The organism is Variovorax sp. MSC1_012, assembly GCF_023667525.1.
Taxonomy (GTDB): Bacteria; Pseudomonadota; Gammaproteobacteria; order Burkholderiales; family Burkholderiaceae_C; genus Variovorax; species Variovorax beijingensis_B.
In genome coordinates this window covers 2,401,693-2,415,108 of the sequence record NZ_CM174443.1, presented here as the reverse complement: position 1 = coordinate 2,415,108, position 13,416 = coordinate 2,401,693, and the positions used below count along the sequence as shown (strand labels likewise).

The window sequence follows — 13,416 nt, the reverse complement described above, 5'->3', positions numbered from 1 at the left end:
GCTAGCTGGCGCAGCCGTCGGGGCCGCAGGCTTCGGACGCTGCTGCAGAAGGCGTCGGCGCGACAAAGGTGGCGAGTTGCGCCTTCCATTCTTCGGTACGGCCGAGCCAGGGACCGATCTCGATGCGGCTCGCGCTGCCGTCGGCCTGCGCGAGCACGAAGGTCGGAAAGCCCTGGCCGCCCGCGCGCTGCAGCAGCTGGCGGCTTGCAGCGATGTGTTCAAAGGTCGCTTCGCCGGCGAGGCACGAGTAGGCCGATGCGAAGGCGCCTGCATCGAAGCCGAGCTCCGCTGCCAACGCTGTAAGCACATCCGCATCGGCGATGCGCCGGCCTTCGACATAGTGCGCGCGCTGCAGGCGATGGATCATGTCGAGGCCGCCACCGCTTCGCAGCGCCTCGGCCGCGAGCACCGCGGTGGTCGGCGGTTCGGAGTCCATCACCGCGCCGGTGTCGCGCAGCAGGCCGTCGAGGTAGGCCTCGCCGAAGGGCTGGCCCGTGAGCTCGGCGATGCGGCGGTCGTGCGGCATCACGTAGTCGCGCCACTGCGGCGTGATCGCGCGCCGGTTGGCGCCCGTCATCATGCCGCCGCCGTGGAACTCGACCTGGAGGCCCGGCACGCTGCGCGCCGCCTCGACCAACGGCGCGGCCGCATAGCACCAGCCGCACATCGGATCGAAGATGTAGTGCAGCGTCGTGGTGCTGCCGTCGTTCACTGCGGCCATTTCATTTCTCCCTTGATGACCTTGGCCCCCAGTTCAAGCGACGAGGTGCCTTCGAGCTTGGGGTAGCGCTTCTTCATCGCGGCGATCAGTGCGGCCGAGTCCTTGGTCTTCCTCGCCTCGGTCTCGAAGGCCTGCAGGTAGGCGCGCGTGAACTTCACTGAGGCGAGCGCGTAGGGCGCGCTGCCGTCCGGATTCGGAAGGTAGTGGCCGGGCACCACGGTCTTCGGGTGCAGCGCCTCGATACGGCCGAGCGTCTTGATCCAGTCGCGGCGCGAGGCGGGCGTCTGCGTGTCGGCCACCCACACATGGATGTTGGCCGAGACCGGGATGCCGCCGACCACCGCCTTGAGCGAGGGGATCCATGCGAAGCTGCGTTCGGGCGTGGGACCGTCGAGGCCGACGACCTGGATCTTGCGGCCCTCGAGCGTGATGCTGTCGCCGGCCAGCGGCTCGGGCACGACCAGCGCCTTGGGCGCGTTGTCCTTCAGGATCGGGCCCCAGTGCGCGAGCTTGCCGTCCTTCGAGGCCTGGATGGCGGCCACGGTCTGCGGCGTGGCGACGATCTTCGCGTCGGGGAACGCGGCCTGGATCACGTCGAGGCCGAAGTAGTAGTCGGGGTCGCTGTGGCTGATGTAGACCGTGGTCAGCTTCTTGCCGCTGGCCTTGATCTTCTGCACCAGCGCCTCGGCGTCGTTGCGCTGGAACTGCGCGTCGATCAGCACGGCATCGGTCTGGCCCATGACCAGTTCGGAAGAGACCGGGAACATCGACTTGGCGCCGGGGTTGTACACGTCGAGCTTGAGCGGCTCGGCGGCGTGGGCCGCCAGGGCGGCGAACGACAGTGCGGCGGAGAGAAGGGTTCTGCGGAACATTCGGGTCTTTCGGTGGCGTTGGCGGGATCGCCAACGTGAACAGACCAGATGTTAAGTTTCGTGAATGGAAGCAAAAACCCTGTATTTGCCAATGAATAGTTTCTGTTTTCGATCGAATCAGGCGGCGGCAACCCGGTCCGTTACGCACCGTTCGAGATGCGCCACCAGCAATTGCGCCGACGGCGACAGCGCCGCTTCGTCGCGGAAGCAGATGGCGAAGCGGCGGCGCGCCCAGGCATCGGCGAGCGGCATCAGCCGAAGGCCGTAGGTGTCGGTAAAGGGCTGCGCCACTTCGGCCGGCACCACGCTGATCGCGAGCCCGGCCCGCACCACGCGCAGGGCGGCATCGAAGTTGGACACCAGTACGCGGTACACCAGCGGCTTGCCCGCCACCGCCGCCTCGCGCGCGAGCATGAGCTGCACGGCGCTCAGCGCGGGCATGCCGACGAACTCGTGGTCGAGCACGTCCTCGAAGCGTACCTGGCCGCGGCGCGCCGCCGGATGCGAAGGGTGCGCGACGATCGCCAGGTGGTCGGTGCGGTAGTCGCGCCGCTGCAGGCCATCGAGGTCGGCGGCGTCCCAGCACAGGCCGATCGAGGCGCTGCCTTCGCGGATGCCGCGCACGATCTCGGGGCTGACGCGCTCTTCCATGTCGACGCGGATGTTGCGGTGCGCGGGGTTCTGCAGGAAGTTCGCCACGTCCTCGGCCAGCGATTCGGCCAACGCCGAGGCCGAGGCCAGGATGCGCACATGCCCGCGCGCGCCGCCTGCATAGGCCGCCATGTCGCGCTCGATGCGGTGGGCGCTGCCGAGCATCGCGCGCGCATGCTCGAGCAGCGTTTCGCCGGCGGGCGTGGGCACCACGCCGCGGCGCTTGCGCAGCAGCAGCGGCGTGCCGACGGCGTCTTCGAGCTGGGCCAGGCGCTTGCTGATGGCCGAGCCGACGATGCTGGCCTGCTCGCCCGCGCGCGCGATGCTGCGGGTTTCGCAGACGGCCACGAAGAGGCGGAGGGTGGTGAGGTCGAGGTCTCTCATGGTGTTCCGTTTTGGAATCGGATGGCTTCCAAAATATACCTTCTGGATCGAATCGGAACTTCTAAGATCGACGCCGACCCTCACGACGGAGACAAGTTTTGATTCACGCCTTCCTGCCGCCCAGCGCGGCCGTCCGCGAAGTGGGGCTGCGCGACGGCCTGCAGAGCATCGCCAGAACCCTGCCCACCGCCCAGAAGCTCGAATGGATCCGCGACGCCCATGACGCCGGCCAGCGCGAGATCGAAGTCGGCTCCTTCGTGCCCGCGCGCCTGCTGCCGCAGCTGGCCGACACGGCCGAGCTGCTGGCTTTTGCAAAGACGCTGCCGGGGCTCTTCACCTCGGTGCTGGTGCCCAACCTGCGGGGCGCGGAACTGGCCATTGCGGGCGAGGCCGATCTCATGATGGTGCCGCTGTCCGCCAGCCATGCCCACAGCCTTGCCAACCTGCGCAAGACGCCCGACGAAGTGGTGGCCGAGGTTGCCCGCATCCGCGCCGCGCGCGACGCCGCGGGCTCCAGGACCCTGATCGAGGGCGGCGTGGGCACCGCGTTCGGCTGCACGATTCAGGGCCATGTGGCGCCGGATGAAGTGCTGCGTTTGATGCAGGCGCTGCTCGACGCGGGCGCCGACCGCGTGGGCCTGGCGGACACCGTCGGCTATGCCGATCCCGCGATGGTCCGCAGCCTGTTCGAGCGCGCGCAGCGCATCGCGGGCGAGCGCCTGTGGTGCGGCCATTTCCACGACACGCGCGGCCTCGGGCTGGCCAATGTCTATGCCGCGCTGGAAGTCGGCATCGCGCGCTTCGACGCCTGCCTGGCCGGCATCGGCGGCTGCCCGCACGCGCCTGGCGCGAGCGGCAACGTCGACACCGAGGACCTCGTCTTCATGCTCGAAAGCATGGGCGTTTCGACCGGCGTCCAGCTGCCGAAGCTGCTCGGCCTGCGACAGCGCGTGGCCGGCTGGCTCGAAGGCGAAACGCTGCAGGGCACGGTGTGGCGCGCGGGCTTTCCGAAAACTTTCGCGCCGGCCACCGGAGTGGCAGCATGAGCGTCACCACCGAAGAGAAACGCCTGCCGCTTGCCGGCATCCGCGTGGTCGAGTTCACGCACATGGTCATGGGTCCGACCTGCGGCATGGTGCTGGCCGACCTGGGCGCCGAGGTCATCAAGGTCGAGCCGATCGATGGCGACCGCACGCGGCACCTGCTGGGCGCGGGCGCCGGCTTCTTCCCGATGTTCAACCGCAACAAGAAGAGCATCGCGCTCGACCTGCGCCATCCCCAGGGGCTCGAAGCGGCGCTGCGCCTGTGCGCCACCGCCGACGTGGTGGCGCAGAACTTCAGGCCCGGCACCATGGACAAGTACGGCCTCGGCTACGCCGCGCTCGGCAAGCTCAACCCGCCGCTGGTGTACGTCAACCACACGGGCTTCCTGCCCGGCCCCTACGAGCACCGCACCGCGCTCGACGAGGTGGTGCAGATGATGGGTGGCCTGGCCTACATGACCGGCCGTCCCGGCGACCCGCTGCGCGCGGGCACCAGCGTGAACGACATCATGGGCGGCATGTTCGGCGCCATCGGTGCGATGGCCGCGCTGATGCAGCGCGCGCAGACCGGCAAGGGGCAGGAGGTGCAGTCCGCGCTGTTCGAGAACAACGTGTTCCTGGTCGGCCAGCACATGCTGCAGTACGCGATTACCGGCCAGGCTGCGGCGCCGATGCCCGAGCGCATCTCGGCCTGGGCGCTGTACGACGTGTTCACCGTGAAGGACGGCGAGCAGATCTTCCTGGCCGCGGTGAGCGATGCGCAATGGACCGTGTTCTGCGATGCGCTGGGCTTCGACGACCTCAAGGCCGACCCGGCCCTGCGCACCAACAACGACAGGGTCCGCCTGCGGCCCACCCTGCTGGCGGACCTGCGCCAGCGCCTGGCCGACCGTCCGGCTGCCGAACTGTCGGCGATCTTCGAGGCGCGGGGCCTGCCTTTCGCGCCCATCGTGCGGCCCGAAGACCTCTACGAGGATCCGCACCTGAAGGCGACCGGCGGCCTCGCCGATATCCGCCTGCCCGACGGCGAGCGCGCCGGCCAGACCGCGCAGACCACGCTGTTCCCGATCACGCTCGGCGGCCAGCGCCTGGGCGTGCGCCTCGATCCGCCGACACTCGGCGAGCACACGCGCGAGCTGCTGGCCGAGCTCGGCTACGGCGACGCGCAGGTGGCCGCGATGCAGGCCGAATCGGCCGTCGCCTGAGCGCCTTTTCAAAACCACAAAGAGAGACAAGCCATGCGCACGATCCTTCCCCCGATGACCCGCCGCACCGTCCTGGGCTTCGGCGCCTCCGCCGCCGCAGTGGCGGCATGCCCCGCGCTCGCGCAGGGCTCCGACAAGCCCATCCGCTTCATCCTGCCAATCAGTGCCGGCTCGGGCGTGGATGCCATCGTGCGTGCGGCGTCGGTCGCGCTCGGCAAGGCCTTCGGGCAGCCGGTGGTGATCGAGAACCTGCCGGGCGCGGGCGGCATCACCGGCACCTCGGTGCTCGTCAAGGCCGCGCCCGACGGGCTCACGCTCGGCGTGGTGTCGAACAACCACGTCATCAATCCGGCCGTCTACAAGAAGATGCCCTTCGACGCCATCACCGACGTCACGCCGATCAGCGTGGTGGGTGCGACGCCGCTGGTGCTGGTGGTGAACCCCAAGCTGCCCGCGAAGAACGTCAAGGAACTGGTCGCACTGCTGCGCGCCAGGCCCGAGAGCTACAACTACGCCTCGTCGGGCAACGGCACCATCATTCACCTGGCAGGCGAAATGTTCATGGACGAAGCGGGCGTGAAGGCGCGGCACATTCCCTACAAGGGCACGGGCCCGATGGTCACCGACATGATCGCGGGCCAGGTCGAGATGGGCGTGGTGGCGCTGCCCGCGGTGCAGCCGCATCTCAAGAGCGGCGCGCTGCGCGCCATCGGCCTGTGCGGACCGGCGCGTTCGCCGGCCGCGCCCGACATTCCCACCATCGCCGAGCAGGGCCTGCCCAACTACGTCGTGGAAGGCTGGTTCGCGGTGATCGGGCCGCCGAAGATGCAGGCCGCCGACGTCCATCGCGTGCACGACGCGGTGGCCGCGGCCTTCACGAGCGCCGAGGTGCGCGAGGCCATGGACAAGCAGGGCAACATCATCAAGCCCACCTCGCCCGAGCAGGCCGCGAGCTACTTCCGCAGCGAGGCGGCGCGCTATGCGGCGCTGGTGAAGAAGGCAAACGTCGTGCTGGAGTGAAGCGCCAAATTCAGGTCGGGCTCGTCAACTTGAGGCCGAGGATGCCCGCGACGATCAGGCCGACGCAGATCAACCGCGCCGCGTTGGCGGGCTCCTGGAACAGCGCGATGCCCAGGATCACCGTGCCCACGGCGCCGATGCCGGTCCACACGGCGTAGGCCGTGCCCACGGGCAGCGAGCGCATCGCCCAGCCCAGCAGCACCACGCTGAGCACCATCGAGGCGGCCGTGCCCACCGAGGGCCAGAACCTCGTGAATCCTTCCGTGTACTTGAGTCCGATGGCCCAGCCCACCTCGAGCAGGCCCGCCACCAGCAAAACCATCCACGCCATGCGCGCTCCTTGAAAAGTTTCAGTTCTCCGGCCGCACGGCACGGTAGAGGGCGCGCACGAAATCCGACTGCGTGATCATGCCGGTGAGGCGCTTTTCATGGTCGATGATGGGGATATGGTGGTGGCCGCCCTCGGAGAACAGCGGCACCAGGTCGACCACCGGGCGGTCCGCGCTGGCCACGCGCACCTGGCGCGTCATGATCTGGCCCACCACCTCCGGCTTGTTCGACACCACGGTGCGCGTGGCGCGGATCAGGTCGCGCAGCCGGCCGGCAATGCCTTCGTGGTGCTCCAGGTCGAGCTGGCGGAAGAAGTCGGCCTGCGTGACGATGCCGACCACGCGGCGCGTGCGGTCGGTGACGGGCAGCGCCTTGATGCGGCGCTGGTTCATCAGCATCCAGGCCTCCTGCAGCGGCGTGCCGAACTCCACCGACACGGGGTCGCGCGACATGATGTCGGCGCAGTGCAGGGTGCCGAGCCGGCGCTTGTACGACTCGAGCTCGGTCTGCTGGATCAGCGACTCGAGGTCGTCGCGGCTGATGTCCAGCACCTGGTTGTAGCGCGCCAGCACCGCATCGATGTCGGCCTGGCTGAAGCGGGAGTCCGCCGAGGGCGGCCGCACCACCTGCACATGCGGATAGCGCCTGCCCGTGAGCGTGTTGTAGGCCACGCCTGCCAGCACCAGCAGCAGCGAATTCGCAAGGGTAGGGAACAGGGTCGCCGAGAAGTCCGTGGTGTGCGTCAGCACGGCCAGCAGCGCCGCCGCGCCGCCCGGCGGATGCAGGCTGCGCGTGGCGAACATCAGCCCGATGGCGGCGCCAACGGCCAATGCCGCGGCCCAGGCCGCATCCGGTATCCAGTGGACGCAGGCGATGCCAACGAGCGTGGACAGCGTGTTGCCGACAATGACCGACCAGGGCTGTGCCAGCGGGCTCGCGGGCACGGCAAACACCAGCACCGCGCTCGCGCCCATCGGTGCGATCAGCCAGACGCTGATGCCTGCCGCCTGCGCCATCCAGCGGCACAGCAGCGCCGTGATCACGAGGCCGATGGCCGCGCCGGCCACGGCGCGCATGCGCTCGCGCGCGTCGACGGTGTTGCGGCCCGGCAGCCAGGCGCGCGCATGCGTCAGCAAGGCGGAAAGCTGCGGCATCGCGTCAGGCCTCCGCAGCCACCCGGCGGCCGATCTCGGGCCACTGCCCGTGCAGCCAGACCCAGGCGACAAGGCCGATGCCCAGCATCAGCGTCGAGGTCAGCGCCAACGCCAGCGTGGAATGCATGACCAGCGGCGCCACCACGCCGGCCACGATGCCGTTGGCGGTGGAGCCGATCACGGCCTGCAGCGACGAGGCCATGCCGCGCCGCTCCGGATGCAGGTCGAGCACCAGCAGGGTGACGACCGGCACCATCAGCGCCCAGCCGAACGCGAACACCGCCAGCGGCCACAAGGCCCAGGCCGCGTGCGCGGTGAACAGCGCGTTGGCCGCGACGTTGACCAGCGAGGTCACCAGCATGATCAAAAAGCCGTCGCGGATCTGCCGCTTGGGCGCCACCTTGCCCGCCATGCGGCCGCTGGCCCATGCACCCGACATGATGCCGCCGATGGTCAGCAGGAAGAACCAGAAGAACTGCGTCGGCGCCAGCGCCAGGTGGTCGCCGAGAAAGGCCGGCGCGGCCAGCACGTAAAGGAACATGCCGTTGAACGGAACGCCGCTCGCGAACGCGAGCAGCAGGAAGCGCGGATCCGAGCACAGGTCCCAGTAGCCGCGCATCAGGTGGCGCACCTGGAAAGGCTGGCGCTGGCTCTGGTGCAGGGTTTCGGGCAGCAGCTTGTAGTTGGCCGCGAACAGGATCACGCCGACCGCCACCAGGAACCAGAAGATGGCGTGCCAGCCGGCATGCACGAAGAGAAAGCCGCCGACGATCGGCGCGATGGCCGGCGCCACGCCGAAGTAGATGGTCACCTGGCTCATCACGCGCTGCGCGTCGGCCGGCGGAAACATGTCGCGGATCACGGCGCGCGACACCACGATGCCCGCCCCGGTCGACAGGCCCTGCAGCCCGCGGAACAGCACCAGCTGCGCGATGTTCTGCGACAGCGCGCAGCCCAGCGAAGCGAGCGTGAATACCGCGAGCCCCCACAGCACCACGGGCCGGCGGCCGAAGCTGTCCGACAGCGCGCCATGGAACAGGTTCATGAAGGCAAAGCCGAACAGGTAGGCCGAAAGCGTCTGCTGCATCTCGGCCGGCGTGGCGCCGATGGAGCGCGCAATGCCCGAGAAGGCCGGGATGTAGGTGTCGATGGAGAAGGGGCCCAGCATGCCCAGCACCGCGAGCAGCACGGCCAGTGCCCAGCGCGGGGCCTGCCAGAGTTTGTCTGCATCGGGATTCATGGCAATTGCTCCATTCTTCTTGTTTGCGTTGCACAAAAGAGAGCGCCCGCCGCCCGTATGACGGGGCGCTGCGGGCGCTTGTGGCTTCAGGGAACCCGGATTACAGAGTATCGATGAAGCTGCGCAGTTTGTCCGAACGCGACGGATGCTTGAGCTTGCGCAAGGCCTTCGCCTCGATCTGGCGGATGCGCTCGCGGGTCACGTCGAACTGCTTGCCGACTTCTTCCAGCGTGTGGTCCGTCGACATCTCGATGCCGAAGCGCATGCGCAGCACCTTGGCTTCGCGCGGCGTGAGGCTGTCGAGGATGTCCTTGACCACGTCGCGCAGGCCGGCCTGCATTGCGGCCTCGATCGGCGCCGTGTTGCTGCTGTCCTCGATGAAGTCGCCCAGGTGCGAATCGTCGTCGTCGCCGATGGGGGTTTCCATCGAGATCGGCTCCTTGGCGATCTTCATGATCTTGCGGATCTTGTCTTCCGGGATCTCCATCTTCGCGGCCAGGATGCCGGCGTCGGGCTCGAAGCCGAACTCCTGCAGATGCTGGCGCGAGATGCGGTTCATCTTGTTGATCGTCTCGATCATGTGCACCGGGATGCGGATGGTGCGCGCCTGGTCGGCGATCGAGCGCGTGATGGCCTGGCGGATCCACCACGTGGCGTAGGTCGAGAACTTGTAGCCGCGGCGGTATTCGAACTTGTCGACCGCCTTCATCAGGCCGATGTTGCCTTCCTGGATCAGGTCCAGGAATTGCAGGCCGCGGTTGGTGTACTTCTTGGCGATGGAGATCACGAGGCGCAGGTTGGCCTCGATCATCTCCTTCTTGGCATCGCGCGAGGACGATTCGCCCTCGTTCATGCGCTTGTTGATTTCCTTGAGCTGGGTCAGCGGCACCACCACACGCGACTGGATGTCGGCGAGCTTCTGCTGCAGTTCCTGCACCGGCGGAATATTGCGTGCGAGCACGGCGCTCCAGGGCTTGCCGGCAGCGGCCTGCTTCTCGACCCACTTCTGGTTCAGCAGGTTCGACGGCACGCGGTTGCCGTTCTTGTCGTAGCCCGAGAAATCGCGGATGAATTCGTCCTGCGGGAAGCCGCACTTGTCCACGATGATGCGGCGCAGCTCGCGCTCCTTCTTGCGCACGTCGTCGACCTGGGTGCGAACCAGGTCGCACAGCTTCTCGATGGTCTTGGCCGTGAAGCGGATGGTCATGAGCTCGTCCGACAGGGCCTGCTGGGCCTTCTCGTACGCGGGCGTGCCGTAGCCTTCCTTGTCGTAGATCTTGTGGACCTTCTCGAACATCGAGGCAATGCGGTCGAAGCGCTCGAGCGCATCGCGCTTGAGTTCCTCGAGCTTCTTGGTGAGGGCCTTGGAGCCGCCCTTGCCGTCGTCGTCGTCTTCCTCGTCGAACTCGTCGAAGTCTTCCTCGGCCACGTAGTCGTCGGCCTCGTTGGGGTTCGAGAAGCCATCCACCACGGTGGAGATGACGACCTTGCCTTCACGGATGTCGGAGGCCAGGCGCAGGATCTCGGCGATGGTGGCGGGGGAGGCCGAGATGGCTTCCATCATGGCCATCAGGCCGCCTTCGATGCGCTTGGCGATTTCGATTTCGCCTTCGCGCGTGAGCAGCTCGACCGTGCCCATTTCGCGCATGTACATGCGCACCGGGTCGGTCGTGCGGCCGAATTCGCTGTCCACCGTGGACAGGGCCGCTTCGGCTTCTTCCTCGGCCTCTTCCACCGTGGTGGCGGTGGGGGCGGTGTTGTTCAGCAGCAGGGTCTCGGCGTCGGGCGTTTGCTCGTACACCGCCACGCCCATGTCGTTGAGCATGGTGACCACGACTTCCATGGTCTCGGCGTCGACCAGCTTGTCGGGCAGGTGGTCGGAGATTTCGCCGTGCGTGAGGTAGCCGCGGGTCTTGCCGAGCGTGATCAGCGTCTTCAGGCGCGAGCGGCGCTTGGCCAGGTCTTCCTCGGAGAGCACGGTCTCGTCGAGGCCGAACTCCTTCATCAAGGCGCGTTCCTTCGCCTTGCTGATCTTCATGCGCAGCGGCTTGACCTTTTCCTCGGTGGTCGTGGCAACCGCCGGCTCGTCGCCGGCCAGGTCTTCCTCGATGTCCGACAGGTCGACGTCGCTTTCGGGCGCTTCGTTGCCGGCCTTGGGCTTGCGGCCGCGCTTGGCGCCGGTGGCGGGCGCAGCAGCGCCGGCAGCCTTGGGCGGGCGGCCTACTTTCTTGGCGGCAGGGGCGGCGGCAACTGCCTTGGCGGCAGCTTTTTTCGGATCGTCGATGGAGGTCGATTTCGTGGGCACGGTTTTCACTTTCGTTGCGGCTGCCGATTTGGAAGCGGCGGCACCCGACTTAGTTGCCGGCATAACGCCAGCTTTCAACGGTTTTTCTGCGACAGACTTCGCGGCGACGCTTTTGGCGAGTGAAGGAGCAGGCTTCTTTGAACTGGGCATACGACCTCGTTACAGCAAGATGGACCAAGCGGAATCACAGGCGCACCGCCACACGGCAGCGCCACCACGGTCCGGGCACAGGCACGGACGGAACAATTGGGAAAGAGGAAGAAATTCCTCGTCAGGCAAGATGTCGGGCGAACATTTGGTGTGCAGTCCTTGCGGTTATTGACCCTTTCCGACGGATTCTTTCCGTTGGAGTGCGTTGCGCTAGGGGTCGGCCCGGAGGTGCTGCTGTCGCTCTTGCCTAATTTCGCCAGTTGCGAAGCCTTACATTATAGCCTATTGCGCAAATTTCAAGCAGTTTCTGCTCCTCGCGGGTTCAATCGGTTGCGCAACTCGAGCCGCCTGGCCTCCAGCGCCTTGTAGCGTTCGAGAGCCTTCGGGTCCTTTCCGACCGCGGCAATGGCCTCGCTCTGCTGGGCCTTCAGCCGGTCGTCGAGCATGAAGTCGAGCACGCTCGCGAGCTCCTTGGCGGCATCGGCCAGGTGCTGCTCTTCCTCGCCCTCGGGGATCGGAGCGCTTTCGGAAACGTTCATGAGGCGCTCCGCCAGGGTCTCGAAATCGAGCCCGCGCATGCCTTCGCGAAGCGCCGCCCACGGCTGCACGCCGTGCTCGTGCAACTGGCTGTCGAGCCAGGTGAAAAGCGCACCGTGCGGGCCCGGCAGGTCGCACAGCATCACATGAAGCTCGTGCGACAGCGCGTCCCACTGCGCCATGTTGGACAGCAGCAGCCGCGCCGCCACGTCCGGCCGGCTCGGCGGCTTGCCCCGGCCGCGCAGCGGCTCGATCGGCGCCTCGAATTTGCCGCCCCAGCGCTTGCCCTTGGTGAATTTGCGCGGCTTGCTATCGCTTTCATAGCGCGGCGGCTCGTATTCGGCCGGAGGCGGCATGTCGGGGTATTCGCTCTCGTGGCTCGGGTCGCCCTGGCGCTGGCCCGGCGCCGCGGCCGGCCTGCGTGGACCCGGCGTGGAAGCCCAGAGTTCGGAGAGCGCCGCGGCGTCGAGCTGCACCAGCGCGGCGATCTCGCTCAGCAGCTGGCGCTTGAGCGCGCCGTCGGGCATGGCGCTCCAGAGCGGACGCACATTGCTCGTCATGTGCGCACGGCCTTCCGCGGTGCTCAGGTCGCAGCCCTCGCGCGCGGCCTCGAGCATGAAGCGCGACAGCGGCGTGGCTTCCTGGATGAAGCGCGCAAACGCATCGGCGCCGAATTCGCGGATGAAGCTGTCGGGGTCGTGTTCGGCCGGCAGGAACAGGAACTTGATGCTGCGCACGTCGGTGGCATAGGGCAGGGCGCCGTCGAGCGCCTTGCGCGCGGCGCGGCGGCCGGCGGCGTCGCCGTCGAAGCTGAACACCACCGATTCGGTGAAGCGAAAGAGCTTCTGCACGTGCTCCGTGGTGCAGGCCGTGCCGAGCGTGGCCACGGCATTGGGAAAGCCGAGCTGCGCCAGGGCGACCACGTCCATGTAGCCCTCGGTCACCAGGGCGAAGCCGCGCTCGCGGAAGGCGGCGCGGGCCTCGTACAGGCCGTAGAGCTCGCGCCCCTTGCTGAACACGGGCGTCTCGGGCGAATTGAGGTATTTGGGCTTTTCGTCGCCGAGCACCCGGCCGCCGAAGCCGATGCATTCGCCCTTCACGTTGCGGATGGGGAACATCACGCGGTCGCGGAAGCGGTCGTAGCGCTTGGCGTCCTCGGCGCCGTCTTCGGTGTTGACGATCACCAGGCCGCTTTCGGCCAGCAGGGGGTCGTCATAGTCGGGGAACACGCTCGCAAGCGCGCGCCAGCCGGCGGGCGCATAGCCGATGCCGAACTGCCTGGCCACTTCGCCCGAGACGCCCCGGCCCTTCAAATATTCGATGGCGCCCGGCGCCTGCCGCAGGGCCTTGCGGTAGGCCTCGCCGGCTTTTTCGAGCACGTCGGTCAGCGTGGCCTGCTTCTGGCGCTGGCTGGCGGCGCGGGCGCGTTCGGCGGGGGAGGCGTCGTCCTCGGGCACCTGCAGGCCGTACTGGCCGGCGAGGTCGTGCACCGCCTCGACGAAGCCCATGCCCGCGTGCTCCATGAGAAAGCCGATGGCGTTGCCGTGGACCCCGCAGCCGAAGCAGTGATAGAACTGCTTGGTGGGACTGACCGAGAAGGAGGGTGACTTCTCGCCGTGGAACGGGCACAGGCCCATGAAGTTGGCGCCGGCCTTCTTGAGCTGCACGTAGCGCCCGACGATTTCCACCACGTCGGCGCGCGCGATGAGTTCCTGGATGAATGAAGCGGGGATGGTCATGTAGGCGAAGAGCGGCAAATCATACGCAAGCCTTCGAGCGCCCGCGCGCGGAGGCCATACTGCCC

General features: G+C 67.6%; 10 protein-coding genes and 1 pseudogene. 3 read left to right on the top strand and 8 right to left on the bottom strand.

Annotated features, from left to right (window positions below):
* Position 1: 1 nt before the first annotated feature.
* The 3 genes and pseudogenes from L1081_RS11445 to L1081_RS11435 form a co-directional block, all read right to left on the bottom strand.
* Positions 2-721, bottom strand: coding sequence for a DsbA family protein (locus L1081_RS11445; RefSeq protein ID WP_489416502.1), 720 nt, complete (start codon positions 719-721; stop codon positions 2-4).
* A pseudogene (locus L1081_RS11440) lies at positions 715-1,593 on the bottom strand (MBL fold metallo-hydrolase); the annotation flags it as partial. The pseudogene L1081_RS11440 and the gene L1081_RS11445, both read right to left, overlap by 7 nt.
* Positions 1,594-1,710: 117 nt before the next feature.
* Positions 1,711-2,628: a LysR substrate-binding domain-containing protein gene (locus tag L1081_RS11435; protein ID WP_489416501.1), complete on the bottom strand. Its 918-nt coding sequence runs from the start codon at positions 2,626-2,628 to the stop codon at positions 1,711-1,713.
* Positions 2,629-2,726: 98 nt separating this feature from the next.
* On the opposite strand from L1081_RS11435, the gene L1081_RS11430 reads away from it, so the two are divergent.
* From L1081_RS11430 to L1081_RS11420, 3 genes are read left to right on the top strand one after another with little or no spacing between them, the layout of a single operon-like run.
* On the top strand, positions 2,727-3,674 hold the full coding sequence (locus tag L1081_RS11430) for a hydroxymethylglutaryl-CoA lyase (protein WP_489416500.1): 948 nt from the start codon (positions 2,727-2,729) through the stop codon (positions 3,672-3,674).
* A complete protein-coding gene (locus L1081_RS11425; RefSeq protein ID WP_489416499.1) occupies positions 3,671-4,876 on the top strand; it encodes a CoA transferase in 1,206 nt (401 codons plus the stop codon). Before L1081_RS11430 ends, L1081_RS11425 begins: the two co-directional genes overlap by 4 nt.
* Before the next feature lie 33 nt (positions 4,877-4,909).
* Positions 4,910-5,896, top strand: a complete 987-nt coding sequence (locus L1081_RS11420) for a tripartite tricarboxylate transporter substrate-binding protein (protein ID WP_489416498.1) — start codon at positions 4,910-4,912, stop codon at positions 5,894-5,896.
* Positions 5,897-5,906: 10 nt separating this feature from the next.
* On the opposite strand, the gene sugE is transcribed toward L1081_RS11420, so the two are convergent.
* The 5 genes from sugE to dnaG form a co-directional block, all read right to left on the bottom strand.
* Positions 5,907-6,227 carry a quaternary ammonium compound efflux SMR transporter SugE gene (gene sugE, locus L1081_RS11415; RefSeq protein WP_489416497.1) on the bottom strand — a complete coding sequence of 107 codons (321 nt, stop codon included), beginning with the start codon at positions 6,225-6,227 and terminating at the stop codon, positions 5,907-5,909.
* A gap of 19 nt (positions 6,228-6,246) precedes the next feature.
* Complete coding sequence (locus L1081_RS11410; RefSeq protein WP_489416496.1) at positions 6,247-7,380, bottom strand: HPP family protein; 1,134 nt, start codon at positions 7,378-7,380, stop codon at positions 6,247-6,249.
* A 4-nt stretch (positions 7,381-7,384) separates the two neighbouring features.
* The gene (locus L1081_RS11405) at positions 7,385-8,620 is read right to left on the bottom strand and encodes a Bcr/CflA family efflux MFS transporter (protein WP_489416495.1); all 1,236 of its coding nucleotides are present in this window, start codon (positions 8,618-8,620) and stop codon (positions 7,385-7,387) included.
* A gap of 100 nt (positions 8,621-8,720) precedes the next feature.
* Entirely contained in the window at positions 8,721-11,075 is a 2,355-nt protein-coding gene (rpoD, locus tag L1081_RS11400; RefSeq protein WP_489416494.1) for an RNA polymerase sigma factor RpoD, read from the bottom strand.
* Positions 11,076-11,371: 296 nt separating this feature from the next.
* Positions 11,372-13,351 (bottom strand): DNA primase, encoded by a 1,980-nt coding sequence (gene dnaG, locus L1081_RS11395; protein WP_489416493.1) that lies wholly within the window; start codon positions 13,349-13,351, stop codon positions 11,372-11,374.
* Between the last annotated feature and the right edge of the window lie 65 nt (positions 13,352-13,416).

Coding starts and splice junctions, on each gene's coding strand:
- L1081_RS11445 (WP_489416502.1), bottom strand. CDS start 721: ATGGCCGCAGTGAACGACGGCAGCACCACGACGCTGCACTACATCTTC.
- L1081_RS11435 (WP_489416501.1), bottom strand. CDS start 2,628: ATGAGAGACCTCGACCTCACCACCCTCCGCCTCTTCGTGGCCGTCTGC.
- L1081_RS11425 (WP_489416499.1), top strand. CDS start 3,671: ATGAGCGTCACCACCGAAGAGAAACGCCTGCCGCTTGCCGGCATCCGC.
- L1081_RS11420 (WP_489416498.1), top strand. CDS start 4,910: ATGCGCACGATCCTTCCCCCGATGACCCGCCGCACCGTCCTGGGCTTC.
- sugE (WP_489416497.1), bottom strand. CDS start 6,227: ATGGCGTGGATGGTTTTGCTGGTGGCGGGCCTGCTCGAGGTGGGCTGG.
- L1081_RS11410 (WP_489416496.1), bottom strand. CDS start 7,380: ATGCCGCAGCTTTCCGCCTTGCTGACGCATGCGCGCGCCTGGCTGCCG.
- L1081_RS11405 (WP_489416495.1), bottom strand. CDS start 8,620: ATGAATCCCGATGCAGACAAACTCTGGCAGGCCCCGCGCTGGGCACTG.
- rpoD (WP_489416494.1), bottom strand. CDS start 11,075: ATGCCCAGTTCAAAGAAGCCTGCTCCTTCACTCGCCAAAAGCGTCGCC.
- dnaG (WP_489416493.1), bottom strand. CDS start 13,351: ATGACCATCCCCGCTTCATTCATCCAGGAACTCATCGCGCGCGCCGAC.